The 25,743-nt window shown below is 61.0% G+C and carries 24 protein-coding genes and 1 pseudogene; 11 read left to right on the top strand and 14 right to left on the bottom strand.

Annotation, left to right across the window (positions count from 1 at the left end):
* The first annotated feature begins 217 nt into the window (after window positions 1-217).
* On the top strand, window positions 218-1,129 hold the full coding sequence (locus VR863_RS12775) for a DUF2493 domain-containing protein (protein ID WP_324828851.1): 912 nt from the start codon (window positions 218-220) through the stop codon (window positions 1,127-1,129).
* Between the two features lie 451 nt (window positions 1,130-1,580).
* Window positions 1,581-1,750 (top strand): annotated as a pseudogene (locus tag VR863_RS12770) (IS3 family transposase); the annotation flags it as partial.
* A 102-nt stretch (window positions 1,751-1,852) separates the two neighbouring features.
* On the opposite strand, the gene VR863_RS12765 reads toward VR863_RS12770, so the two are convergent.
* The 10 genes from VR863_RS12765 to VR863_RS12720 are packed head-to-tail and all read right to left on the bottom strand — an operon-like array spanning window position 1,853 to window position 12,865.
* A complete protein-coding gene (locus VR863_RS12765; protein WP_324828850.1) occupies window positions 1,853-3,178 on the bottom strand; it encodes an MFS transporter in 1,326 nt (441 codons plus the stop codon).
* An 8-nt stretch (window positions 3,179-3,186) separates the two neighbouring features.
* Window positions 3,187-4,383 (bottom strand): CaiB/BaiF CoA transferase family protein, encoded by a 1,197-nt coding sequence (locus VR863_RS12760; RefSeq protein ID WP_324828849.1) that lies wholly within the window; start codon window positions 4,381-4,383, stop codon window positions 3,187-3,189.
* A complete protein-coding gene (locus VR863_RS12755; RefSeq protein ID WP_324828848.1) occupies window positions 4,380-5,276 on the bottom strand; it encodes a hydroxymethylglutaryl-CoA lyase in 897 nt (298 codons plus the stop codon). Before VR863_RS12755 ends, VR863_RS12760 begins: the two co-directional genes overlap by 4 nt.
* 8 nt (window positions 5,277-5,284) lie before the next feature.
* On the bottom strand, window positions 5,285-5,638 hold the full coding sequence (locus VR863_RS12750; protein WP_324828847.1) for a DUF6285 domain-containing protein: 354 nt from the start codon (window positions 5,636-5,638) through the stop codon (window positions 5,285-5,287).
* A complete protein-coding gene (locus VR863_RS12745; RefSeq protein ID WP_324828846.1) occupies window positions 5,628-6,668 on the bottom strand; it encodes a phosphotransferase family protein in 1,041 nt (346 codons plus the stop codon). The genes VR863_RS12750 and VR863_RS12745 overlap by 11 nt, the downstream gene beginning before the upstream one ends.
* Window positions 6,665-7,807: an alpha/beta hydrolase family protein gene (locus VR863_RS12740; protein ID WP_324828845.1), complete on the bottom strand. Its 1,143-nt coding sequence runs from the start codon at window positions 7,805-7,807 to the stop codon at window positions 6,665-6,667. Before VR863_RS12740 ends, VR863_RS12745 begins: the two co-directional genes overlap by 4 nt.
* Window positions 7,804-8,388: a VOC family protein gene (locus VR863_RS12735; protein WP_324828844.1), complete on the bottom strand. Its 585-nt coding sequence runs from the start codon at window positions 8,386-8,388 to the stop codon at window positions 7,804-7,806. Before VR863_RS12735 ends, VR863_RS12740 begins: the two co-directional genes overlap by 4 nt.
* Before the next feature lie 28 nt (window positions 8,389-8,416).
* On the bottom strand, window positions 8,417-9,184 hold the full coding sequence (locus VR863_RS12730; RefSeq protein WP_324828843.1) for an SDR family NAD(P)-dependent oxidoreductase: 768 nt from the start codon (window positions 9,182-9,184) through the stop codon (window positions 8,417-8,419).
* Window positions 9,181-10,452 (bottom strand): cytochrome P450, encoded by a 1,272-nt coding sequence (locus VR863_RS12725; RefSeq protein ID WP_324828842.1) that lies wholly within the window; start codon window positions 10,450-10,452, stop codon window positions 9,181-9,183. Before VR863_RS12725 ends, VR863_RS12730 begins: the two co-directional genes overlap by 4 nt.
* A gap of 13 nt (window positions 10,453-10,465) precedes the next feature.
* A complete protein-coding gene (locus VR863_RS12720) occupies window positions 10,466-12,865 on the bottom strand; it encodes a TonB-dependent receptor (protein ID WP_324828841.1) in 2,400 nt (799 codons plus the stop codon).
* On the opposite strand from VR863_RS12720, the gene VR863_RS12715 reads away from it, so the two are divergent.
* From VR863_RS12715 to VR863_RS12705, 3 genes are read left to right on the top strand one after another with little or no spacing between them, the layout of a single operon-like run.
* A complete protein-coding gene (locus VR863_RS12715) occupies window positions 12,811-14,331 on the top strand; it encodes a sulfatase-like hydrolase/transferase (protein WP_324828840.1) in 1,521 nt (506 codons plus the stop codon). The two genes, VR863_RS12720 and VR863_RS12715, sit on opposite strands and share 55 nt — an antisense overlap.
* Before the next feature lie 19 nt (window positions 14,332-14,350).
* Window positions 14,351-15,637 carry an acyl-CoA dehydrogenase family protein gene (locus VR863_RS12710; RefSeq protein WP_324828839.1) on the top strand — a complete coding sequence of 429 codons (1,287 nt, stop codon included), beginning with the start codon at window positions 14,351-14,353 and terminating at the stop codon, window positions 15,635-15,637.
* Window positions 15,634-16,452 carry an enoyl-CoA hydratase/isomerase family protein gene (locus VR863_RS12705; RefSeq protein WP_324828838.1) on the top strand — a complete coding sequence of 273 codons (819 nt, stop codon included), beginning with the start codon at window positions 15,634-15,636 and terminating at the stop codon, window positions 16,450-16,452. Before VR863_RS12710 ends, VR863_RS12705 begins: the two co-directional genes overlap by 4 nt.
* Here VR863_RS12705 and VR863_RS12700 read toward each other — a convergent pair.
* Window positions 16,431-16,901 (bottom strand): MarR family winged helix-turn-helix transcriptional regulator, encoded by a 471-nt coding sequence (locus VR863_RS12700; protein ID WP_324828837.1) that lies wholly within the window; start codon window positions 16,899-16,901, stop codon window positions 16,431-16,433. The genes VR863_RS12705 and VR863_RS12700 overlap by 22 nt on opposite strands.
* A gap of 113 nt (window positions 16,902-17,014) precedes the next feature.
* Here VR863_RS12700 and VR863_RS12695 point away from each other — a divergent pair, with 113 nt between their 5' ends.
* Complete coding sequence (locus tag VR863_RS12695; protein ID WP_324828836.1) at window positions 17,015-17,635, top strand: FMN-dependent NADH-azoreductase; 621 nt, start codon at window positions 17,015-17,017, stop codon at window positions 17,633-17,635.
* Between the two features lie 71 nt (window positions 17,636-17,706).
* Here the strand turns inward: VR863_RS12695 and VR863_RS12690 are convergent, their stop codons facing one another.
* On the bottom strand, window positions 17,707-18,840 hold the full coding sequence (locus tag VR863_RS12690; RefSeq protein ID WP_324828835.1) for an acyl-CoA dehydrogenase family protein: 1,134 nt from the start codon (window positions 18,838-18,840) through the stop codon (window positions 17,707-17,709).
* Entirely contained in the window at window positions 18,837-20,339 is a 1,503-nt protein-coding gene (locus VR863_RS12685) for an AMP-binding protein (RefSeq protein ID WP_324828834.1), read from the bottom strand. The genes VR863_RS12690 and VR863_RS12685 overlap by 4 nt, the downstream gene beginning before the upstream one ends.
* 71 nt (window positions 20,340-20,410) lie before the next feature.
* Between VR863_RS12685 and VR863_RS12680 the strand changes: the two genes are divergently transcribed.
* The gene (locus VR863_RS12680; protein ID WP_324828833.1) at window positions 20,411-21,175 is read left to right on the top strand and encodes an SDR family oxidoreductase; all 765 of its coding nucleotides are present in this window, start codon (window positions 20,411-20,413) and stop codon (window positions 21,173-21,175) included.
* An 8-nt stretch (window positions 21,176-21,183) separates the two neighbouring features.
* On the opposite strand, the gene VR863_RS12675 is transcribed toward VR863_RS12680, so the two are convergent.
* Entirely contained in the window at window positions 21,184-22,164 is a 981-nt protein-coding gene (locus VR863_RS12675) for a flavin reductase (protein WP_324828832.1), read from the bottom strand.
* Window positions 22,165-22,256: 92 nt separating this feature from the next.
* Between VR863_RS12675 and VR863_RS12670 the strand changes: the two genes are divergently transcribed.
* The 4 genes from VR863_RS12670 to VR863_RS12655 all read left to right on the top strand — a co-directional run bounded on the left by VR863_RS12670 (window position 22,257) and on the right by VR863_RS12655 (window position 25,734).
* Window positions 22,257-23,492 (top strand): acyl-CoA dehydrogenase family protein, encoded by a 1,236-nt coding sequence (locus tag VR863_RS12670; protein WP_324828831.1) that lies wholly within the window; start codon window positions 22,257-22,259, stop codon window positions 23,490-23,492.
* A gap of 597 nt (window positions 23,493-24,089) precedes the next feature.
* Complete coding sequence (locus VR863_RS12665) at window positions 24,090-24,254, top strand: hypothetical protein (RefSeq protein ID WP_172595123.1); 165 nt, start codon at window positions 24,090-24,092, stop codon at window positions 24,252-24,254.
* A 144-nt stretch (window positions 24,255-24,398) separates the two neighbouring features.
* Window positions 24,399-24,803, top strand: coding sequence for a hypothetical protein (locus tag VR863_RS12660; RefSeq protein WP_324828830.1), 405 nt, complete (start codon window positions 24,399-24,401; stop codon window positions 24,801-24,803).
* Window positions 24,804-25,413: 610 nt separating this feature from the next.
* Window positions 25,414-25,734 carry a DUF736 domain-containing protein gene (locus VR863_RS12655; protein WP_324829277.1) on the top strand — a complete coding sequence of 107 codons (321 nt, stop codon included), beginning with the start codon at window positions 25,414-25,416 and terminating at the stop codon, window positions 25,732-25,734.
* Window positions 25,735-25,743 lie beyond the last annotated feature (9 nt).

The following is a 25,743-nucleotide window of genomic DNA, read 5'->3' as shown; positions in this document are numbered from 1 at the left end:
TCGGGTGAGGGTCGGAGGCACGGGCCAGTCCATGCGTCACGCCGGGCACCCGGCCTTCTTTGGGGGCGATCTGAAGACCGGCGGCGGGGCGGCCACAATGGCTGCGCCATGCTCCACTACGTTGCGCCCCGCTGGGTGCGGCCACCCCGCCGCCGGTCAGGGGGATCGCCGGAAGGCCGGGCGAGGTGCCCGGCTCAGACCCCCAAGGACCGCAATCATGGCCTACCAGCAAGAACCCGATCACGAAGTCTCTCCCACCGCCCATCTCCTCGATGAAATCGCCCTCTACGGCTATCGCCCCTTCTCCGACGAAGCCGACCCGAGACCGCTTCCCGAAGAACGCATCGCCACCGGCGCTGTCGCCGACATGTTCGATGCCCTCATCGCCACTATGATCGACACTCGGCTCGAACCCGATCTTGAAGACCTGTGCTGGTCGCTCACCAATCTCTTCTACCGCGCCGAAGGCCGGATCCAGCGCGAGCTCGACGACAACGAACATGCCCAGAGGCGCGGGCAGCGCGAACAGGATGGCTCTGAGGTCAAGTCGGTCGAACTCGAACGGCTCGTCAACGAAGGCATCGGCCTGATCGAACGCCGCAACGCGATGGAGTTCATGCGCGAGGCCGCTTCCGACCAGTTCGAAGCGCATTTCCGCAAGGCTTGGACCCCGCGCTCCGGATCACTGGTCAATCATCGCACGTTAACCGCCGCCATGATCGACAGCCGCGACTTCCTCGCTGCCAAGCGCCGCGCGGAAACCGAGCCACTCCTGCCGACCGGCACGCGGATCGCGTTCACCTCCGGGCCCGCCTATCAGGATCATGGCCGCATCTGGGCCGTGCTCGACAAGGTTCTCGCCAAATATCCCGACATGGTTCTGTTCCACGGTGGCAACCCGACCGGCGGCGAACACATCGCCTCGCTCTGGGCACGCAACCGCAAGATCACCCACGTCCCGTTCCGGCCCGACTGGGACCGGTTCAAGAAGGCGGCTCCGTTCCGCCGCAACGATCAGATGCTCGAGGCGCTTCCCAAAGCCGTAGTTGCCTGCCCGGGTAACGGCATCAATGCCAACCTCGTCGACAAGGCCCGCAAGCTGGGGATTTCGGTGTGGGCGATTGAGTGACCGGTTTGGGGGGCAGTCCGGTCAGGCAGCTTTCGGGAATGGGATCGGGGTATGCGGACGTTCGGGGGCGGATCAGCTTGTGGCAGCAACGCGCCCCAATCCCGTCATTCAGAATGCCTTCGGCTCCTCCCGAAAGCGGTCGTTCGTCGGACGGCGAGAAAACCGCCGCAAGCTTTGCCATCTCCGGTTGTTCAGTTCCGTCTGTCATCCAACGGAGCACGCGACATTCTTCTGGGAACTGGGGGTTTTTACTATGAGGCTTGTTTTGCTGACGCTCGAGAACCTTCGGGCCTATCTGACTTCTACAACTATTGAGGTTTCGGATTTTGTTGCCCCCCGTCAGCGCCTATGGAACAAAAATGTGGTTGTGATTTAAAGGAGGGCTTGGGCTTCGTCGTAGGTACGAAGTGTCGAAGATAAATCACCAGCCAAGGCCTCAGCGGGTCGGGTAATACAAGACATTTGCAGCAAGACTCGTCGGCACTTCTCGCCGAGGACACGATCCTCAGCGTGCTGGACAGCCTTCGCGGCGATGACTCCATCGCCGATCTGTGCCGCAAGGAAGATTTGGCCCAGAGCCTGTATTACACCTGTTCCAAGGAGTTACTGGAGGCCGACAAACTCAAGAACCGACGCAGGGTAGCGACCCGCTAAGACAAAACCAAAGAATCCTACCTCGGCTCTGTCGCCCTCGCATCAGCCAGACGTCCACAATTTTCGGGGCTATTCAGTCATTGGCGCTGACGGTGGACACAAGTTAGCGGAGATCATGTCCCTCATCGCACTTTTTCCATAGACTAGGAATATCAGGCTCATAGCTAAGGAACCTGTCGAGACAATTGCCATCGCGCGCCCCAGCTGTCCGCCCATCGCGTCGCTGAGTATGCCGATGATCAGTGGCGCCAGCCCCATTCCCACCAAGTTGACGACCAACAGGTAGATGCCCATCATCCGACCGCGCATTTCGCCGGGCATCATCAGCTGGATAGTCGTCGCTTGAAGGCTGCCGAACATCGACATCGTGAAAATTCCCACCCCGATGAACACCATCGACCAAGTTACGTCGGCGACGAGGTAGGCAAGCGCGAACGACGGCAATTGCAGCAGGATGGAGATCAGTATGACACGCACCGGCGCGTCATGCCTGCCATTGCGCAGGAAGCGGTCTGACATACGCCCGCCCATGAGGACTCCGGACAGGCCGAGGATTGCGACCATTGCTCCGATCCGCAACCCGATTTCCGACGGGGCAAGGCCAAAATCGCGGGCATAGAATGCAGGAGCCCAAAGCAGCGGCACGTAGCTGGCCACAGCGCAGGCCGAATATCCCGCTAACAGGGCGAGAAATGCGCGGCGATGGCCGCTCATGAAGGTGAAGACTTCGCCGATAGACAGCTTGTCGGCGCGCTTCCCCAGACGCGGAGCCTCGCGGATCGTCAGCACGATCAGGACCGCAAAGGGAATGCCGAGCAGGCCGACCGAAAAAAGCGCCAGTCGCCAGCCGGACAACATTCCGACCAGCGGCAGGGTGATTCTGGTGGCATTCGCCCATGCGATGAGCAGCCCTCCCCCGGCCATCGCCAGACCGCCGCCCAGCGTGACGCCCAGCGAATAGATGGCCACCGCGATCCCCAGGCGATGCGGTCGGAAACGATCGGCAATCGTGGATATGGCGGCAGGTGAAAGAGCTGCCTCGCCAATGCCCACCGCTGTTCGCGCCAGCAGCAATTGCACATATCCGACTGCCAGCCCCGACACTGATGTCGCCAGGCTCCAGCCAACCACGCCCACCAGAATGAGCTTCCGGCGATCGAACCTGTCCGCCATCATCCCGAACGGTATTCCCATCACGGAATAGAGCAGAACGAAACTGAACCCGACGAGCAGGCCGACTTGCGTATCGGAGAGGCGGAATTCGTCCTTGATCGGTTCGATCATCAGGCTGATCAGCACGCGATCCACGAAGGACAGCATGTAAAGCAGCATGAGGACGGCCACGACATAAAAGCCATAGCGTTCACTGGGATAGGTGCTGCCCGGTCCTGTCATCCGCTCTCTCAGATCGCTCCTGCGTCCGACAAGCGTTCGAGTTCCGCGGACGAAAGGCCCAGCAACTCGCCATAGATTTCGGCATTGTCGATGCCGGGCGCGCGCGGGGCCGGACGGCGGATGGACGAGGGATTGCCGGAAAGTTTGGGGACCGGCGCCTGCATCCTGACCGAACCAAATTCGGGATGCGGGATTTCCACGATTGCCTGCCGCGCCCTGAAGTGGGGGTCGGCCAGCATGTCGGCAGGTCGATATACCCTGCCCGCCGGTACGCTTTGCTCCACCATCAGCGCCTCGAGCTCGTCGATGGTCAGCGTGCGGGTCCAGTTTGCAATAAGTTCGTCAAGCCGGGCCTGGTTCTCCCCCCGCGCAACATGCGTGGCGTAAAGCGGATCCTGCGCCAGTTCGGGCTGTCCCATCGCTTTCGCCAGCCGTGCGAAGATCGCATCACCATTCGCCCCGATCATAAACTCGCCATCGCTGCAGGGATAGACATTCGATGGCGCGATGCCGGGCAGTATCGAACCCGATCGTTCCCGGACCAGCCCCATCACGTCATATTCCGGGACGAGACTTTCCATGACTTGCAGAACGCTTTCATAGAGCGCAGCATCGATCACCTGACCCCGGCCACTGGCTTCGCGGGCGTGCAGTGCGGCCAGCGCACCCATGCAACCGTAGGTCGCGCAAAGCGTATCGCCGATCGAGACACCCATGCGGCTCGGGGCACGATCCGGATCGCCGACAATCGCGCGCCAGCCCCCCATTGCCTCGCCAATGCCGCCAAAGCCGGCCCGGCTCGAATAGGGTCCGGTCTGCCCATAGCCACTCATTCGCACGATGATCAGACGGGGATTGATCGCTTGCAGCGTGGCGGGATCCATGCCCCATTTTTCCATCGTTCCCGGCTTGAAATTCTCGATCATAATGTCAGCGCTGGCGATCAGCTTGCGGGCGATATCCTGCCCCTCCGCCACGCGCAGATTGGCCGTAACCGAACGCTTGTTGCGGCCAATGACCTCCCACCAGACCTTGTGTTCGCCATTGCCCCACTTCCGCATCGGATCGCCTGCGCCCGGGGGCTCGACCTTGATGACCTCGGCGCCCATGTCTCCGAGCAGCTGGCCGCAGAATGGTCCGGCGATCAGCTGGCCGCATTCGACAACGCGAATGCCGTTGAGCGCGCCGTTATTCTTGTCGGTCATGCCGCTCCTCCAGCGGGAAAGCCGCCCGCCTTGCCAACCATCGACGGCAGTTTCTTGCCCATCACACCTCCCAGCCAAGTCGAGGATTCAATGGATTTTGCCAGATCGAGTCCGGTCGCAACGCCAGAGCGTCCGAGCATGTAGAGCGCATCCTCGGTTGCGACATTTCCCGCCGCGCCGGGCGCAAATGGGCAGCCACCCAATCCGCCGAGCGAGGCATCTACCGTTTTCGCGCCTGCTTCGACTGCGGCCCAGATATTGGCGATACCGGTATTGCGGGTGTCGTGACAATGGATCCGGACAGGAACCGGATCGATGGCTTCTCGCACCTTGCGCACGAGCGTTGAAACCTGCGCCGGGACTGCCACGCCGATTGTATCTGCCAGGGCAATCTCCACCGGTCCCGCTTCGGCCAGCTCGCTTGCCATTGCGACAACCTTGGCCGGATCGATCTCGCCTTCGAACGGACAACCGAAGGCGACGGCGATGGTAACCTGGGCCGTCCGCCCACTGGCCTGCGCCATTGCCACGATACGCTTGGCGACTTCGACCGATTCTGCGCTGCTCTGACCCTGGTTCCGGATGCCGAAGCTATCACTGGCGATGGCAACGGCTCCCAGCTGGTCGACACCGCAGGCAAGCGCCCGGTCTGAGCCCCGTTCATTGAGGACCAGTCCGATCCGGGTCACCCCGTCGACTATGCCAAGTGCGTCCACGACCGCTTCTGCATCGGCCATCTGCGGTACGCGCTTCGGATTGACGAAGCTGGCAACCTCGATCCGCCGCACACCGTAATCGATGGCGCGGCGGATCAGTTCGACCTTGTCGGCGGTCGCAATCACCGTCTTTTCGTTCTGCAATCCGTCGCGCGGGCCAACTTCTACGATTTCCACGGGCCTGCTCACTTCTCGTTCTTCCAGGCAAGATAGGGCGGATAGGTCGGCTGATCGACTTCGATCTTCGCCAGAGTGGTCAGGATGAGATGCCGAACCAGCACGTCATCGAATTTCCCCGAACCGTAGCGGATGTCTTCGGACAGACGCCGGTTGCGCTCGGCAAGATCCCCTTCGCTGCCAACTAGGGTTTCAAGTCGATCGAATTCCTGCGCTAGGCTCCTCGGCGCCAGGCCGTATTCGCGCTGGGCGATGCCAAGCGCGTTGGCGGCGACCTTTTGCGCAAAACCCAAGGCGATCGCCGTGCCAAGTGCATTCTTCACTTCTGCAATCAGCAGCTCGGCCGATGGCTTATCCTGCATTGCGGACCTCCGACCAGATGGAATTGTCAGGCGCGAGCAAACGCATCAGGTCGAATTCGGTTTCCGAAGCGCGACGCGCAATGATCGCACCTTCAATCGTTCGCGCTCCGTCCATGAATGCCTTGGCAACGCCTGCGCACATGACCCCCCAGTTCATGGTCTGGAAGACTTCCCACGCATGGAGTTCTGCCCGATCGACGCTGACATTGCTGGCTGTTTCATATGCGCGGATCAAATCCTCTCGCTGGCCGAACCCGCCGACGGGTAATTCGGGCCGCTGGAACCGCCAGCTTGGCACACAGAGCCAGGCCAGGTCATAGGCTCGGGGACCGATGTGACAGAGTTCCCAGTCGAGCACGGCACGAATTCCGTCTGGTCCGACGATCAGATTGCCATTCCTGAAATCGCCGTGGAGCAGCACGCGCTCGCCTTCGTCCGGCAAGTTCTCCCGCAACCAGCGCAGCGCAAGATCGAATACCGGGCGATCCTGCAAGGTATCGTGGTAGCGCGCTTCCAGACCGGCAAGCGCCTCGCGCGAGCCCTGGGCCTTGAGGCCCAGTTTCTCATAGCCGGATAATGAGTGGAGGCGACCGAGTATTTCCCCGCAGTGGCGCGCCATGCCCCTGCGCGCCTCCGCAAGCTCAGGGGCTTTCAGGACCCGGACACCGACCGTTTCGCCTTCGATCCGGTCCATTGCATAGCCATCCCCCCCCACGGAACCTTCGGGCATTTCGAAGGCAACGCCGGGCACGGGGACACCAGCCGTCGCGGCAAGTTTCACGATAGCCGCTTCCATCGCAACATTATCGAGCCCTTGCGTGGCGAACCGCCGGCCTGGCGGCTGGCGGCGCAGCACGAGCGGGCGTCGTCCGCCATCGGACAAGACGAGATCGAAGGCCCAAGTTTCTTTACTCGCACCACCCGAAAGTCGCTTGAGACCTTCGATCCCCCTGGTGCCGAACCCAGCCCTGTGGGCCGCATCGAGGATTGCCTGCGCAAGCACCTCGTTCGATGCGACCGCGTCGTTCATGCTTGCCGCGCAATCCAATCCTTGACCAGGTCTGCCGCCTGCTGCGCAAGCTCGGGCTGCCCGAAATAATAGTGATTTGCGCCTTCGATCAGATGAAATTCCTTGTCGCATTTCTCGGCCGCCGCCATCAGGCGTGCCGCGTGACTGGGTGTGCAGGCATCGTCGGCGCTGTTTTCGATTACCAGCATGGGGCAATCGATGCGGGCGGCGCATTTCAGCCCATCGGCGTTGCTGTCGTCATACGACCATTGCGACAGCCACGATCTCAGCGTGGTGAAGCGGGCAAGGCCGACCGGTCCGTCATTCACCACCGCTGGGTCACCCAGCATACAGTGGTTCGGTTGGCGATCGTTGGGGTCCACCGCCGGATCGACCCAGCGCGGATCTGCCATTGTCCCTTGCACCACGAAGCAACGCTCGTGATTGGGAAGACCCTGCTCCTTCAACTCTGCTAGTTGCTGCTTTACCCATTTAGTGATCCGGCGATTGCGCGCGATTTGGCGCTCCCGGAACTCGGCGACGAATGCCTCCGAAAACGGCGGCTTGGGCCCATTATCCGCGTAGAGGTTCCAGTCCGGATTGCGATCCCACGGCTGGTTTTCGTCCTCGATAGATGGATCGAGCCATTCGGTGAGGGTGAGGTTCCGGCTCAGATGCGCTGCGAGTAGCATCACGCCGTCTGCGGGGATGAAGTCTGCCGCAGTCAGGTCGTATGGATCGCCCGCAGGTGTGTGGGTTACCTGTGGGTCTTGCGCTTCAGCCTGATAGAAGAGCGAGAGCGATCCGCCCCCCGACCATCCGCCGAGATAGACTCGCTTGTAGCCCAGCCGCTCCCTGGCGTCGCGGACACAGGCGGCAAGGTCCATTGCCGCGCGTTCCATGATGAGCGCCGTGTCATTCCCGCGATAGCGCGGATTGCAATAGATCGTGTGGATGCCGTTCTTCGCCATCGTGCCGACCAGCGGCAGCCACCCACCGCCACCAATGGGATGGGAAAAGATGACGACTGCATCCGATTCCACCTCTGGGCGAAGCAGGAAATTCTCCACCACCACCTTGCCGATTTCGCCGGCATAGGTGTCCTTGAACGCGCTCTGCTCGCCATAGACGACGAGGTACGGGATCCGATCGTACTTCATGCCGCACTCGGCGCGCTGCGAGCACGCTGGTCGATCGCTTCCGAACCGAACTTCTGCTCCTTGATCGCACGCGTCCGTTCGGTCCACCGCGCGAGCGTGGCGGGAAATTCCTTCTCTTCCTTGTCCAGGATGCGATCGTGATCCGCCAAGCGATAGGTCAGTTCGATCTGCAAGCCGTTGGGATCGTACATGTAGATCGATCGCACGAAACCGTGATCGATCGGACCGTGGGCGGAAACGCCGTGCGCGCGGATGCGGTCGCGCATGGCAATCAGGTCTTCTTCGCCCTCGACCTCGAAGGCCCAGTGAACATCGAAGCTGTCCTTGCGGGCAAAGCTGTCCTCTCTCGCCGATCCAGGCGCGTCGAAGAAAGCGATGAACTCGCCGTTCTTCATCTTGAAGAACAAATGCATGTAGGGATCGTCCGCACCGGTACCGGGCACTTCTTCCAGCGTTATCCCGGAGGGATCAGCGAGGCCGAGGACGTCACGATAGAACCAGATCGTCTGTTCCGCGTCACGACAACGGAAAGCGGCGTGATGAACCCCAACAATCGGTCTTGCTTCGTCTGCCTGTCCCATCTGCGTAACTCCTGTCTCATACCGCGCGTCAGGCGAGGCTTTGTGTGTCATCTACTACAATTTCCGTCCCCGAGACGGATCTTGCCTCGGGAGACAGCAGAAACTTCACCGCCGGATCAAGGCCTGCGACCGGCATCAACCGCCTGCGCGGCCACCCGGCAATTTGCGCTTGCCCGGGCTCGCTCGCAAACCATTCGTCGACGATGTCGGTCGGCATGTAGCCCGGGAGAATGGCGTTGACGTTGATACCGTGACGCGCCCATTCCAGCGCCAGCGACCTGGTCAGCATCAGCACTGCCGCCTTGGTCGCGGAATAGACCGCGGCTCCTGCATGGGCCTTGCGCCCGAGGATCGACGCGATGAACACGATCCGGCGCGACTCGTCTGCAACCGGCTTGCCACGGGCGATCATTCGCTTCGCGCCCTGCTGGGCGGTCAGAAATGCCCCGCGAAGATTGATCGACATGATGCGATCGAGATCATCGACAGAAATGCTGTGCGCGGGACCTGCCACGTTGATCCCCGCATTGCAGATCACCGTATCCACCGGGCCGAACGATTGCTCAGCCGAATCGAAGGCTTCTCCGATCGCCTGCGCATCACCGATATCGCAAACCTGCGCCTTTGCCGTCCCGCCAGCGACATGGATCTCGTCAACCAGGCGATCTAGTTCGGCTTGGCGCCGGGCGCAGCAAGTTACCCGCGCCCCCTCGCCCGCCAGCACTTTCGCCAGATGGCGTCCCACGCCCGACGACGCGCCGGTCAGGAGGATGTTGCGGTCGACCAGCGATGTCATGCCCCGCTCCGCTCGCCAAGCCGGATAGGCAATCGCTTCATCGCCAAAACGAAGTTCGACTGGATGAAGGAGATATCACCCGCGACCTCATACCGCGGGAAAGTTCGCAGGAATCGCCCGAGGATCAGGCCGAGTTGCAGCACGGCCAGCCGGTTGCCGAGACAATGGTGGATGCCATAGCCGAACGACAGATGCCGGATCGCGTCTTTCCGCTCGCAGTCGAAACGATGCGGGTCCTCGAATACGGCTGGATCGTGATTGCCTGCCCCGTACAGCATCGCCACGCGATCGCCTGCGCCAATTTCCACATCGCCAATCCGGCAATTGCGCGTGGCCGTGCGCGCCATGTGAATGACCGGACTGAAGTGCCGGAGTATTTCTTGGATCGCCTGCGGGATCATAGAGGGATCGGCCATGAGCCGGTTGCGCTGTTCGGGATGCCGGGCCAGCAGCCATACCGCCCCTGAAAGCGAGCTGCGCGTGGTTTCGTTGCCAGCGGCAATCATGTTGGAGAAATAGCTGATCTGCTCATCCCGGGTGAGCTTGCGGCCATCGGGAAGTTCGGCGTTCGCAATGAAACTGACGAGATCGTCCTGCGGGTCCCGGCGCCGCTTTTCGAGCAGGTTCCAGCCGTAATCGAAAATCTCGAGATACTTCGCATTGGCCATCTCGATCGACGGCGCAAGTTCGGGATCGTCGGTTCCGAAGACGGCATTGGTGAATTCGAACACGCGATGCTCGTCTTCAGGCGGAACCCCGATCAGGGCACAGATCGTGCTGATCGGAACACGGGCGCCGACTTCCTCGACGAACTCGACTTCCTCGCGTCCCTCGAGCGATTTCATCACCCGATCGACTCGCTGCGCCACCGCCGGTTCGAGCGCCTTGATCGCTGCGGGCTTGAAGAAGCTGCCAACCAGCTTGCGAAAATCGCCGTGCTCCGGCTCGTCCATCGCCAGCATGAAGCGCGACAGGACGCGGCCGATTGCCGGGTCCATTGCGGCACGGTTTGCGGAATGGACGCGGAACCCGGCAGCCGAGGTAAAGTCCTTGCTGTTTGCACTGACTTCGCGGATTTCCTCGTAACCGGTGACCAGCCACGGCCCACCCTTCTCGCCACGAACCACCGGAGATGTCCGGCGCAACCGGTCGTATGCCTCGTGCGGATGGCCATCGCGGAAGGTAGAGGGTGCCAGTAGGTCAAAAACGGCAGCCATCCCCGCAACCGGTTTCGGGTTTACCGCTTCTGCTGTTGGCGCCACGCTCATCTGTCGGGGTCCTTCAGAATTTCAGCCGAGCCTGAACGGCAATCGTCCGCGGCTGCTGGATGAACTTGGAAATACCACCGGTGACCGGCGTGTTGAAGGCGTGCGAGGCGGTCAGCTCGTTGGTCAGGTTCTTGCCGACCAGGGCAAGCTCCCACAACTCGTCCGACGCGCGCACCCCGGCCCGCAGATCGTATTTCTGGTAGGCGTCCTGGACTGCAGCCGGATTGTAAGATTCCTCGGTGAAATAGCTACTGCGGAAAGTCATTGCGCCGCTGGCAATGAAGTCGAGCCCGGCCGAAACCGGCTGCTCGACGGCGAAGCCGAGCGTCCCGCTCCATTTCGACGCACGCGGAAGTGGCATGCCTGCCGCGTTGTTCGTCGTAGGATTGCACCCGGGATCGTCGAAGAAGCACTGCGCGCCTGGGAAATCGAGGTACTTCGCATCGAGGTAGGCCATCGATCCGGTGATCGAGATGCCCCGGGCCAGTTCGAAGCTCGCGTCGGCTTCAACACCCTCGCTGCGTGCCTTACCCGCGTTGGAGGTGATGAAGCTCGTCGTCGCGGCGTCGAACGAGGACACCTGCAGGTCGTCGAAATCGGTCCGGTAGGCTGCCATGTTGAGGCGCAGGCGCCGGTCGAGTGCGGCGAGCTTGATGCCCGCCTCCCAGGTCTCAGCGGATTCCGGTTCGAGTTCGAACTGAGCGGGCGTGGTCGTCGCCTGCCCCCCGATAAAGCCGCCAGCTTTCGAGCCCTGCCCATAGGAGGCGTAGATCATGATATCGGGCGCGATGTCGTATTGGACAGCGATCGACGGGTCCCATTCCTTTTCGACGCGCCGACCCGAGAGCGATGTGCCAAGCCAGGTCGGCAGGACCAGGCCGACGAGATCGCGATCCTGCTCGGCGGTTTTGCGATCGTAAGTATAGCGTAGGCTGCCGAGGATCCGGAGCGCGTCGGTGGCGTTGACCGTCACGCTGGCGAAACCCGAAAGCGCGACGTTTTCCTGCCGGAATTCGCGTGCGGCCGAGCCGTCGAACGGTCCGAAGCGAAGACTGGTGACCTGCGTGAGATCGTAGTCGTTGATGTGGCCATAGGCGCCAACGATGTACTCGAAGGTCTGGCCGACCGGCGAGGCGAGCCGCACCTCCTGGGAGAATTGCGAGAAATCCTCCGCGAAGAGCGAGGCGAACAGCGGCGCAGGACCGAAGTCAGCGTCGAGTCGCTTTGTGAAATCGTACGACGAATAACCGGTGATCGAAGTCAAGGTGTGATCGCCGATCTCGAAGTTCGCCGTCGCGGCCAAGTTGAACGAATCGGTGTTGTCGAAATCCCTGTCGACAAAGCCCGGGAACCCGCCGGTCGAGCGTTCGAGGTCGGGATCGTCGACGGTGAGGATGCGCTCGACGGCGTTGCCAGTGAGATCGACCTTGCCGCCCTCAACCTTGATCAGCAGATCGACCGGTCCGCCCGAATCGATCAGCACCGAACCGCGCGCGAAGAAGGTTTCGCGCTTGGGTTCGAATCCGCCCTGGATCTGATTCTCGACGTAGCCGTCGATGTCCTCGTACTGCGCCGCGAGACGCACGCTGACGACCTCGCTGATCGGCCCCGAAGCCATGCCGAAGATGCGCGTGCCGCCATATTCGAACTCGTAGCTACCATCGAGCTGGGCGGTGAAATAGTCGGTCGGCTTGGCGCTGACGACGTTGATCGCGCCTGCGCTGGTATTCTTACCGACGAGAGCACCCTGTGGCCCGCGCAAGACTTCGACCCGCTCGACATCGAGGAATGGTGCCTGGAACTGGCGCGCATGACCGCCGTAGATGCCGTCGACGAACAGGCCGACCGTCTGCTCGAACGCGAGATTGCCAGGGGTCGAGCCGATGCCGCGGATGTAAAACGCATTGTTGCCCGGCGTTTCCTGAACGTAAAGATTGGGGACGTAGCGATCAAGTTCCTTGAAGTCGCTTATGCCCAGTTCGGTGAGCGATTCGCCCGAGACGACCGCCATCGAAATCGGCACGTCCTGAACATCCTGTTCTCGCTTTTGCGCCGTTACTATAATGACGTTGCCATCAGTCTCATCGGCCTCGTCGTCGCTCGGTAGAGTTTCCTGTGCATGAAGCGGCACGGCCAGCGCAATGGCGGCGACTGCACCGAGAAGTGCCGTGCGCACGGGCACAATGGTCTTGTAAGAACGAATCATCGTCACTCTCCCCAATCCGCCGACATCAAGGCCGGTCGATCTCTCACCCTTCACGATTCCGGCTATTGTGCATCCGGTGCTATAATTCCGAGGGTCGATCAGACATATCGACCCGCAGAATTTTTGTAAAGTAGGTTGACAAATAGAGATGGGTGATCGAGCCTTTCCCTCCGCGATGTTCAGGCGGTAATTGGTTCCGAAAGACAATTTTCAGGTCTGCGAACAGAGCCGACTTCGGTCAAGGACGTTCACGAATCCGGGCGCGAGGAAGAGGTATGGGGAGAGAAGCGATGTTGACGAGGCGCGATGTCGTGAAAGGGGCGGCGGCAACTGCTCTGGCAGGGATCGTTGCAGGGCGCGGATGGGCGCATGGGAAGAATGCGCCCAATATCGTTTTCATCTTGGCAGACGATCTTGGGTACGCGGATCTCTCGTGTTTCGGACGTGAAGACTACGAGACTCCGAACATCGATCGCCTGGCTTCTTCGGGCGTCCGGCTGACGCGGTCCTATGCGAATTCGAGTGTCTGTTCGCCTACCCGCCTCGCGCTGATGACGGGGCGTTACCAGTATCGCTGGCCAGCCGGGCTTGACGAGCCGCTTGGCCGCAAGCCTGAACTTGGCCTGCCGCCCGATGTCCCGACGTTCGCCGACCTGTTCAGGCAGGCGGGCTATGCGACTTCGCTCGTGGGTAAATGGCATTTGGGAGGATTGCCGCAGTTCGGCCCCCTCAAGAGCGGTTACGATCGCTTCTGGGGCATTTATCAAGGCGGCGCGGATTATTTCCTGCACGGAATGACGATCCGCGGAAAATTCTCGCACGATCTGTTTGAAGACGAGACAGAGATCCATCGCCAGGGTTACCTCACTGATCTCATCACACAGCGCAGCCTGAGCGAGATCGAGCGGTATTCGAAGTCGTCGAAGCCATTCCTGCTCAGCGTCCATTACACCGCGCCGCACTGGCCCTGGGAAGGGATCGAAGACGAGGCCGTTGCCGGCCAAATCCGGGATTCCTTCCACTATGACGGAGGGTCAAGCGCGACCTATGCGGCAATGGTGAAGAGCCTCGACGAAGGCGTTGGCAAGATCATGGCGACCCTTCGCGCACAGGGCCTTGGTGACAATACCATCGTCGTCTTCACCAGCGACAATGGCGGCGAGCGTTTCAGCAAAAATTGGCCTTTCAGGGGCATGAAGGGCGAGTTGCTGGAGGGCGGCATCCGAGTGCCGACGATCATGAGCTGGCCCGGTCGCATCGCGCCCGCCAGTGAAAACGGCCTGATTAACATCACGATGGATTTCGTGCCAACCCTGCTCGCCGCTGCCGGGATCCAAGGTCGCAAGGCGATCGATTTTGACGGCGTCGACCTGCTCCCCGACCTGCTGGGCCGCACGCCCGGCAAAGAGCGCACCCTGTTCTGGCGCCATTTTGCGCAAAACCAGCTTGCCGCCATGCGCGGGAACATGAAGTATCTCCAGATGAGCGGTCACGAGTTCCTTTTCGCCATCGACCAGGATCCGCGGGAAGTGGCCAATATACGGTCGCACCACCGGGAAATCTTCGACGAACTACGCAAGGCTCTCGCGAATTGGAACGCGGATATGCTGCCCTATCCCGACGATACCTTCAGCTACGAATTGCGTGATAACGGCCACCTGGCCGGATACTGACCTTCCAGGAGCAACGATGATGGATTTCACGATTCCCGAGGCGCTGGAAGAGTATTACGCCGAACTCGTTGCCTTCCTCCAGGCGGAGATCGAGCCGCTGGTCGCGAAGGACGACAATATCCGCTTCTTCGATCACCGCCGCGAAAACGCGCGGACCGATTGGGAGCGCGGCGGCCAGCCAAATCACGAGTGGGAGGACCTGCTGAAGCAGGCGCGCGAGGCTGCCGACAAGGCGGGCCACTGGCGTTTCTCCGCGCCGAAGAAATACGGCGGCAAGGACGGCTCGAACCTCTGGATGGCGGTGATCCGCGACCGCTTCGCGCAGCGCGGGCTGGGCCTGCACAACGACTTGCAGAACGAACATTCGATCGTCGGCAACTTCCCCTTCGTCGCCATGTTCGAGCAGTGGGGCACCGACGAACAGAAGCAGGAATTCATCCTCGGCGGGTTCGAGGGCGAACGCCGCGTCGCCTTCGGCCTGACCGAAGCGAACCATGGCTCCGATGCCACCCACATGGAGACCACCGCTATTCGCGAAACGCGTGACGGCGTCGACGGCTGGCTGATCAATGGCGAGAAAATGTGGATCACCGGCATGCATGTCGCGACGCATTGCGCGATGTTCTGCCGCACGTCCGGTGAAGCGGGCGACGCGCGCGGGATCACCTGCCTCCTCGTCCCCAATCCGACCGATGGGCTGGAGATCGAGGAGTGGATGTGGACATTCAACATGCCCACCGATCATCCCCGCCTCTCGGTGAAAGACGTTTGGGTGCCCGAAAGTGCAATGCTCGGGCGCGAAGGCCTCGGCCTCGCGCTGGCGCAGAGCTTCGTCCACCAGAACCGCATCCGCCAGGCGGCAAGCTCGCTCGGCGCGGCGACTTATTGCGTGGAGGAAAGCGTCAAATACGCGCGGCAGCGCAAGCCCTTCGGCGAAGAACTGGCGCGCAACCAGGCGATCCAGTTCCCGCTGGTGGAGCTGGCCACGCAGTGCGAGATGCTGCGCCTGCTGATCTACAAGACCGCTTGGGAAATGGACAACATGCCACACGAGGAGATCGAGAAGACGATCTCCGACAAGGTCTCCATGTGCAATTACTGGGCGAACCGGCTGGTGTGCGAAGCAGCGGACCGGGCGATGCAGGTGCATGGCGGGATCGGCTATTCGCGGCACAAGCCGTTCGAGCACATCTACCGCCACCACCGCCGCTACCGCATCACCGAGGGGGCCGAGGAAATCCAGATGCGGAAGGTGGGGGCTTACCTGTTCGGATATCTCGGGCCGAGAAAGGGGCGCTACTCATGAGCCACACCCCTCCCCCTCTCCTAGTCGAGACACGTGGCGATGTGGACTGGGTGACGCTCAACCGCCCCGCCCGACTCAATTCACTCGACAATGACCTCACGCGCGACCTGCGTGAATATTTCGAAGCACTTTATCGCCGCCGCGACTGCCGGATTGTTGTTCTGCGCGGGGCCGGGCGTGCCTTTTGCGCCGGACTTGATCTCCATAGCGAACAGGCCGACCGGTTTGCGAACGGATCGATGCCTGATGCGATGGACGTTCAACGCAATATCCGGGACATCATGCTGGCGATGCGGCGCTGTCCGCAGCCAATCGTCTGCCTAATGCATGGAGCAGCGGCGGGTGGCGGTTTCGTGCTGGCCATGGCCGCCGATATCCGGATTGCTGCCGAAAATTGCACCATGAATGCGGCTTTCATCAAGATTGGCCTGGGCGGATGCGATGTCGGCGCGAGTTACCTGCTGCCAAGGTTGATCGGTTCATCCCCGGCAGCCTCGATCCTGTTTACGGGCCAGGACCTGTCCGCGGAAAGAGCCTATCAGTTGGGTCTGGTGTCCGAACTGGTAGCCGTCGAGAAGCTGGAGGAAGTGGCCCAAACCTATGTTGATGCCATGCAGGCGACTGCGCCCGAAGCCCTGCGCATGACTAAGCAGGTCTTCACTCTGAATATCGATGCCCCGAGCTTCGAGGCAGCGCTGGCCCTGGAAGACCGTAACCAGGTTCTTCTGGGCAAGGAACCGGCATTTCACGAAGGCGTGGCCGCTTTCTATGAAAAGCGGCCGCCGCGTTTTGATCAGGCCCGGCCTGCATCTTGAGCGCGAAGTTCTTCCACATCCAAAGTCGCAGGTTCGCCCCACGGCTGACGAAAGGCCGCGCGCAGGGCATCAACCTGTTGCTGCCCGATCCGATAGGCGAGCGTGTCAGTCAGCGCGCGTACGATACGATTTGCATCCTTGCGCATGGACCGCCCCAGAGCGGTCAGATGCACGGCCTTGACCCGTCCGTCTTCTGGGTGCGGCCGCAGCTCGAAGATTTCCCGTTCGACAAGCGAGCCTATCGTTTGATGGACCGCTTGCCTGGTCAAACGCAGGCTGCGCGCAATTTCGGACGGCTTCGTGATACCCGACTGGACGTGGATCATGATCATCGATTCTGTCCGGGAAAGCTGCGGATGGCCCGCGGCCTTCAAGGATAGCTGCAGGCTCTCGTCAAACCACTCAAACCCCTCCAGCAAGGATACGAAAACGAATTCGGTTTCTGTCATGAGTCCCCCTTCGCAGCATGAAGCACATCCGGCCAGAGAATCGTGGCTGCATTTTGTAAAGAACCTTGACGAATTTGGTCAAATCGCGGACAGAACAGCTTGAGGAGGTGGAGATGGATGTCCTGCATATTTCCGCCAGCCCGAAGGGCGAGCGTTCAGCATCGAGACGGATCGCGGAGAGCTTTATCGATGAATACAGCCGACAAAATCCAGACGACTCGATCCGGGAGTTGAATGTCTTCGACCCCCTGCCACCAGCATTTGGCCGCGTGGAGTCGATCCGAAAATTCGCTCCATTTTTCGGCGAAGCACCGAGCGAGGAAGGCGAGGCAGCCTGGAAGACGATCCTGACAGTGATCGAGGATTTCGACCAGGCCGACAAGATCATACTTTCGAGCCCGATGTGGAATTATTCGATCCCTTGGGCACTGAAGCTCTATCTCGACAATATCATGCAGCCGCGGATAACCTTCGGTTACGATCCGACAACGATGGAGCACCGGGGACTTCTGCGAAACCGGCCACTGCAGTTGATCCTCACCCGGTCGTCCACTGCGCCCGGACATTTCGTTGATTTCCAGCTTCCCTATCTACGGTTCGTCTTCGACGCGATGGGCATCCGCGACACACGCGTCATCGTGGCCGACCAGACTACGAAACCGAGCGTAGAAGACCGTGAAGCCTACCTGGCGTTATTCGATGATCGGGCACGAAGCGCGGCGTCGGAATTTTGACTGATTTCAAGCCCGCTCAGGTCCGGTGTCAACTGCCAGCCATTTGATGCTGAAATCCAGTACCTGCCCGGTCAGAGCGTGCGGGCGATCATCAGTTTCATGATCTCGGATGCACCGCCGTGGATCGTGTCGATGCGCGCATCACGATACATCCGGGCAATTGGGTATTCGTTCATATAGCCGTAGCCACCGAACAGCTGGAGGCAGCGGTTGATCGCCGCGACCTCGCTTTCGGTGATCCACAGCTTTGCCATCGAAGCCGTTACCGGATCGAGCTGACCGGCGACGAGCTTGCCGATACATTGTTCGTAAAATGCCCGCGCAACAACCGCTTGGGTTTTGATCTCAGCCAGAGTGAATTGGGTGTTCTGAAAGTCGAGCAGCGGTTTGCCGAAGGCCTTGCGTTCTCGGGTGTAGGCAATGGTTTCCGCCAGTGCGCGTTCGAGCATGGCGAGGCCCATGCCCGCAATCGCCAGGCGCTCCTGCGGCAGCATCGTCATGAGCTGGGCGAAACCCCTGCCCGCTTGCCCGCCGAGGAGGTTTTCCTTGGGAACGCGGACCCCTTCGAAGAACAGTTCCGAGGTGTCCTGAGCGTCACGACCGATCTTGTCGAGATTGCGACCGCGCACGAAACCTTCACGGTCCGCCTCCACCGCAATCAGCGAAATGCCTTTGGCGCCCTCATCGCCCGTGCGACAGGCGACGAGCACGATATCGGCAGTCTGTCCGTTCGAAATGAAGGTCTTCTGCCCATCGATCACCCAGTGATCGCCATCTTCCACCGCCCTTGTGCGGATGCCCTGCAAATCGGAGCCCGCCCCGGGCTCGGTCATGGCAATGGCCAGCACGCTGTCGCCGTTGGCGATAGCTGGCAGCCAGTGACGCTTCTGTTCCTCTGTCGCGTATTCGGCGAAATAGGGCGCTGCGATCACCGAATGGACAACAAAACCCCACCCTTCCAGGCCTCGTCTGCCAAGCTCGTCGATGACCACCGCTTCATAGCGGAAATCCAGTCCGGAGCCGCCATATTCCTCGGGCATCGAAGCGCCAAGCAGACCCATCGCACCGGCCTTGCGCCAGAAATCGCGCGGGACGATCTTTGCCCTGCCCCATTCCTCGATCGCCGCCGGGGGCGCTTCAGCGTCGAGAAATGCCGACACGCTGGCGCGCCACATTTCCAGTTCCTCGGTGTCGAGAATGCTCACGCCGCGCCCGCCTTGACCCGTTCGTCACGCAATTCGCGCTTAAGGATCTTTCCGGCTGCCGAGCGAGGCAGCAGCTGCGCGCGAAATTCGAAACTCTTGGGAATCTTGTATCCGGCAATTCGCTCGCGGCAGTGATCGCGCAGTTCTTCGTCAGTCGGCTGCTCGGCACCTTCCGGAATGACGACAATCGCGTGAACTCGCTCTCCCCACTTTTCGTCGGGCATGCCGATCACCGCCGTCTCGATGATCGCGGGATGGTAGGAAAGCGCATTCTCTACCTCGATGGAATAGACATTCTCGGCCCCGCTGACGATCATGTCCTTCAGCCGGTCGGTTATGAAGATGTAGCCGTCATCGTTCATCCAGCCAGCGTCTTTCGTATGGAGCCAGCCCTTCCTGAGCGCATCGGCGGTTTCTTCGGGCCTGCCGAGGTAGCCCATCATCACGTTGTCGCCTCGTCCGACAATCTCACCCACCGTGCCGCGCGGAACTTCTACCCCCTGCTCGTCGAGGATACGGATGTCATAGCCATAGCAGGCCCGCCCACAGGACCTCAGCAGGGCCGGATCGGCGTCTGGCGAATGATCCTCCGGCGAAAGGAACGTGGCGGCCGGAAATTCGGTCTGCCCGTAGCCCTGGATAAACTTGACGCCTAGAAATTGCGCACGTGCCTTTTCCAGCGAGGCCGCCGCCATCGGGGAACCGCCGTAACCGAGATATCGCAGGCCCGAGAGATCGACCTGTCGCGCCGCCGCTTCGGCGGTCAATCGCTCGATCATCACCGGCACGGTAAAGCAATGCGTCACGCCGTGCGTGGCGAAATCTTGGATCATCGTAGCCGGTTCCAGAACCTCCCGAAAGACATGGACACCGCCAGCCATAGTCCCGAACAGCGTGCCGATATCGGCAAGGTGGAACATCGGTGCGGCATGAAACAGCACGTCACCAGGCTGGAAGTCGAGATGCGCGAGCAAATTCAGCGCCATTGCCGTCAGGTTGCCGTGGCTCAGCATCACGCCTTTGGGTAGCCCGGTCGTGCCGCCGGTGTAGAAAATTCCGGCGAGATCACCGTCATGGGAGCCTTCGGGCAGGGGATCGAAAGCGGCCAGATCCGTCTCGAGCGCCATGATCTCACGCACTGCGCCGCGCGCGTGCAACTCCTTGGCATGCCTCAGGAAAGAGGCATCGTGAAGCAGCAAGGAAACCTCTGCATCGCGCAGCTGGAAATCGAGTTCGGCAATGGCGAGGCGCGTGTTCAGCGGGACCAGCACCGCACCGCACCAGGGACCGGCATACCAGGCCGTGAAATAGCGAATGCCGTTTTGCGCCAAGATCGCCACTTTCGCCCTGGGTTCGATACCCTTGGCAACCATCGCCTGCGCCAGCCTTGCCACGTCATCGCGGACCTCGCGCCAAGTACGGCTGCGCGATTCATCGATCGCGGCAATCGCATCCGGCGCCAGACGGCAGGCTCTGACCAATGCCTCGGTCACCCTCATCCAGCAATCCTCTTGTCAATTTAGTTGACATCTTTATCGTAAGGAAGGCGAGAGTCAACGGGAGAGGGCAGATGGGCCGGTTTGAAGACAGGAATGCTATCGTCTTTGGCGGAACGAGCGGAATCAACCTAGAAATTGCGACCAGGCTGGCAGCCGAAGGGGCAAGGATATTTCTGGTTTCGCGGTCGCAGGAGAAGGTCGATAGTGCCGTTTCACGCATCAGATCGTCGGGCTACAGTGCCGCTGGCCACGCGGCCGACGTGCGTGATTACGAAGCGGTGGATGCGGCCGTAAAGGCCGCAGCTGAAGAAGGAGCTATCGACATCGTGGTTTCGGGCGCTGCCGGAAATTTCCTCGCCCCTGCTGCAGACATATCGAGCAACGCCTTTCGCACCGTCATCGACATCGACTTGGTCGGCACATTCAACACCGCCCGCGCCAGCTTTGCCGCGATGCGCAAGCCCGGTGCCAGCTTCATTGCCATTTCGGCTCCGCAGGCGGAAAAGCCGATGACGAGCCAGGCCCACGCCTGCGCCGCGAAGGCGGGCATCAACATGCTGGTGAAATGCCTTGCGCTCGAATGGGGTGAACAGGGCATCAGGGTCAATGCTATATCGCCCGGCCCGATCGACGATACCGAGGGAATGCGCCGGCTCGCAGGATCAGATGCGGCGGCACAGGCGATTGCCGACGCCCTGCCGTTGAAGCGATATGGGACCAAGCAGGACGTTGCCGATGCGGCCTGTTTCCTGGCCAGCCAGGAAGGTGCCTATATCACGGGGACGATCCTGAACGTGGACGGCGGAACCTCGCTCGGCACAGGCAGGCTCGTCTGAGCTTGCGCCTAAAGCACGCGCGCCACGCCCCAGTCCTTTTCCAGCGCACCACGCATGGAATCCAGCGCCCGTTTGCCGATCGCCGTACCCAGCTGATCTTCAAGCTGGCCGAGAATTTCCAGCGCGTCGGCGCGCAGTCTTGCTGATTTTTCGCTGAAGCGCACCAGCTGCGCGCGCTTGTCGGCCGGATCGGGTTCGATCACCACCAGATCCTGCTCGGACATTTCCTGCAGCATCTTGCTGACCGCCTGCCGCGTCACCCCCAAATTCCTGGCCAGGTCTGCCGGGCGCTGTATGCCCAGGGCTATGTTGGCGAACATCATGGACTGGCTGCGCGTGATAGCCTGCCAACCGCGCTGCTTGAGCGAAGCCTGCAAACCTTCGTCAAACCAGTAGAACGCCCGCATCAAGTCCATCATCATGTAGCCGTCTATCATGTCCTCAGCTTTGCCCAGCTTGCGCGCCTGCGCAACCATTTGGAGCGCCGCCTGCGCGAGCGGAAAGAAATATCCTCCATCATGGAATGCCAGGGGAGCGAGATCGGCCTGAAATTGCACGTCGACGACTTCGCCGATCACCACCGCATGGGTTCCCTGATCGACAAGCTGCACGGGACGCAGGACCATCGTCGCGCAACCGTCTGCCAGGCGCGGCGGCATGCCTTCCTCAATCAGCCAGTCGCCTACCTCGAACTTGGCATCCTGCGTCGCCCCACCCCCGCATCGCCGCGAAACCTCTTCCTGGCTGTCGGCGAGTAGATTGAGGCCGATATTGGCCCCCTCCTTCACGGCAGCGTAGGTGGCATTCCCGCGATTGATGCACACCAGCATCGAAGGCGGATTCATGCTCACTTCGCAGAATGCTGTGGCCGCCATTGCATAGCGCACACCCTCGTGCTCGGCGGTGATAACAGCGACCGGACGCACCAGCGAGCGCAATGCCCCCTTGAGTCCCGCGACCAGATTTTCCGTGTTCTGCATCTCTCCCATATTCGATCAGATGCCATACTGGGGGATTTTAGTCAACCAAGTTGACATTATCGGCGGGCGTCGTATGACTCGGCCAAGAACGGGAGAGATTTATGACCGAAGCACTCGCCGACCGCCGCATACCTGCCGGCGATGACTTTCTCGCGCAGGAAGAACTGAACGCGCTCACCCCTGAAGAGCTGATTGCGCGAACAACGGCGCTGAAACCCCTGGTGGCCGAACGCGCCTTGTCGGCAGAGCAGAACCGCAAGCCCGATGACGATGTCTGGAATGCCCTGCGCAAGTCAGGTTATTTCTACACCTATGTGCCGCGCAAGCATGGCGGGCTCGAATTCGATCCCGACACTTACATCTCGGCGACCCTGCCTATCGCCGAAGCCTGTCCTTCGACCGGCTGGACCGCCTGTTTCGCGCTGGAGCACAACTGGTTCATCGCGCAGATGCCTGAAGCAACGCAGGCCGAAGTCTGGGGCAAGACGCCCTATGTGATCGCCCCCAGCGCCGCCTTCCCTCCCGGCAAGGCCACGCCGGTAGAAGGCGGTTACCGGCTCAGCGGTCACTGGAAATGGGGGACCGTCGTTATGCATGCCGACTGGATCATGGTGCAGGCGCTCGAGCATCAGGAGGAGGGGCCACCCATCCCTCGAATGATGATGATTCCGGCCGACCAGGCGGAAGTGATCGACACATGGCAGATGGCCGGCATGGCGGCCACGGGAAGCAATGACATAGCCGTCGACGATGTGTTCGTTCCCGAAGGCTACCAATTCGCCGTGACACCCTGCCGGTCGGGACGTGGTCTGGGCCGCGAAATCTATGGCCCCGGCCTGTATGGCTCGCCGATGCTGCCCAACCTTTGTGTAACCGCGTCCATCCCCGCGCTGGGTGCTGCCAGAGAGGCGGTCAATTTGCTGAAGGAACGCCTGAAGGTTCATGTGAAGAAAGGAACCGGCGACGCCAGCATTGAAAAGCCGGCCGCGCAGATGCGCCTTGCCCGGGCCGACCTGCTTGCTCGCGCGGCGGAGCGGACTATCCGCTCTGCTGCCCGCGAAAACCTCCTGGTCGGCAATCTGGACGAGCCTGAACAGACTATCGAGCGCATCCGGCTGCGGGCAGAAATCGCCATCGCAGTGCAGCAATGTGTCGAAGCCGTGCGGACCTGTTGCGAAGCAGCCGGATCGAGCATTCATGCGCTCGATAACCCGATGAATCGCCTTCTGCGCGATGTCCAGGTCATGCAGAGCCATGTCGTTTACGATCTGGATCTGGCCACCGAACTGCATGGCCGGGCGCTTCTCGACCTGCCGCCAAATTCAGTTCTGCTCTAGACATCGGGAGGCTTCGGATTGCTACGTCGCTCACCCAAATGGTCGATCCTTTCGAACAAGGCTGGGCAGACAGAATAGTAACGGGGGATGCGAGTTTGCAGGTCCACGGGTGCTCGTCGCATTCTCTGACAGTCGGGAACTGGCTTCAAGATGTTGCGCATCACAGTGTGACTGACGCGAAGTTTCCCTCCGCCAAATTAAACATCGGATAGTCTTTGGTTTTCTCCTAGTCCACTGATAGACCGACGGACAGGCCGCTCATCACCGTTTGGTTATTGGAACCGGACAGTCTCCTTTCGGCCCAGCTTCAGCTACAATCCGCCGGGCAAATTTTGGTCCGGTTTCAACGGCGGTTCCAAGGTCGGGAGCGGCTGCTATGGGAAGCGTAAGCTGACGCGTTCTGTCCGAAACCACCCCACTCTCAAAGGCCAATCCGTTGGCCGACCCCAAGCCTCCTTCAGTCAACCCGTGAAGGGTCCGCTACGCATTCGCGTGCGGCCACTGCGTCTGTCGCCTTCGTGGTGATTGCGGCTTTGCGCCGTCTGTCCGGGGCCTGTCGAGCGGGGATGGTCCCTGCTCCGAGACAGGAGCTCGAACATGTCACTCAAGACCGCCCAGCGTCACGCCTGGAGCCTCGCCCGCACCCTGATGGTCTGCGTTACTCTGTTTCAGGCCGGTAACGGCTACGCCGCCGTCCCCACTTCCGAGTTCGATGGCGATCCCGGCAGCGTGATCCACGAATATGACCCGTTCAATCCCTGAACCCGCCACACCGCATTGCGCAAGCAGGCCGGATGCCCATCGGGTATTCCGGCTTGCGCCTATGTCTGCTACTAACTCCGTGCACATTGCGCTGCGGTGGAGGTGGAGAGCGCGTCCCTTGCCCTTGGTTTCAAGGAGGACGCCATGCTGATCGGCCTTGGCCTGATAATTGTCGCAGTCTTCATGATCTGCGCGCTGCTTTTCCGCCTCTCGATTTATGCCTTGCCGCTGTTCGTAGCCTTTCTCGCCGGCTCCGCTGCCTATCGCAGCGACAGCGGCATCGTGGCCGCGTTTGCAGCCGCTGCCATTGCCGCGATCGTTTTGCTCGCCGCCGCCCACCTGGCTCTCGCTTTCGCCAGGTCCGACTTGACGCGGGCAGCGGTCGGCATAGCTTTCGCTGCGCCCGCAGCCGTCGCAGGCTATCACGCTGTCCACGGCATTGCGGTTGCGACCATGCCGCAGAGCGCATGGCAGCTTGTCGTTTCGCTGATCGGTGCGATCGTGATCGCCAGTGCGTCGTGGACGCAATGGAGCCGTGCCTGCCAATAACTTCGACGTGCCGCGAAGCCCCGCCCGGCAGATGCCTAGCGGGGCTGGCATGGTCAGATTGGCCGTGACGGGGAACGCGCGGGGATCAGAGGAGGCCTGCCTTCGTCGGTCCGAGTTCAAGGCAGTCCGGGCGGGCGCAAGGATGAGCCTAGGAGGGGAGGTTCGGCCTGTCGGGTGCAGGTCCGGGGCGAGCCGATTGCGGGATCGCCTGGGGACAGGTGGCAGCTCGTCCTCAATGGCATGACTGCGGGTTGCGGAAACGATCAGCAATCACGCGACACGCAAGATCATCCTTTCCGCCGCTCGCTCTGGCAAGTCCGGGAAGGACCATATCATCCTGCTCAAGTAGGACCCGAGCCCAATGCCGCCTCTTCAATGGCCTTGGTTGGCAGGGGATGGCTTCGCCGCTTGATCCCTTGCTGCAACGCCGTCTCAGCCAACTTTCTTCCCCTGCGTGTCCCACGCATTCCTCGCGAGGCAAGAAAGCCGTCTGGCCTTCGTCCTCCACTATCGTTCCGGTCCTGCGGATGCAGCGGGCGCAAGCCCCTGCCTTCAACCAGCCATCGAGGCCGCGATGGGCGCGGGTTCGACCAACTTGAAGGAAATCATCATGGCCAACATCGGAACTTTCACCAAGACCGGCAACGAATACAAGGGCGAGATCGTCACCATGTCGGTGCAGCAGAAGAACGTCCGCATCGTCCCCGAAGCCAGCGACAACGAAAACGCACCGTCGCACCGGGTCTTCGTCGGCCGCGCGGAAATCGGCGCCGCCTGGACCAAGACCTCGACCGAAGGTCGCGAATACCTCTCGGTCAAGCTCGACGATCCCAGCTTCACTGCCCCGATCTTCGCCAACCTCTTCGACGACGAAGACGGCAAGAGCTACAATTTGATCTGGTCGCGCGCTCGCCGCAATAACGGCGACTGACCGGACAGC

Origin of the sequence: Qipengyuania zhejiangensis (assembly GCF_035607565.1) — a bacterium.
GTDB classification, from domain to species: Bacteria; Pseudomonadota; Alphaproteobacteria; order Sphingomonadales; family Sphingomonadaceae; genus Qipengyuania; species Qipengyuania zhejiangensis.
Note: the sequence above shows the minus strand (reverse complement) of the source record. Positions and strands in the feature narration are given on the sequence as shown.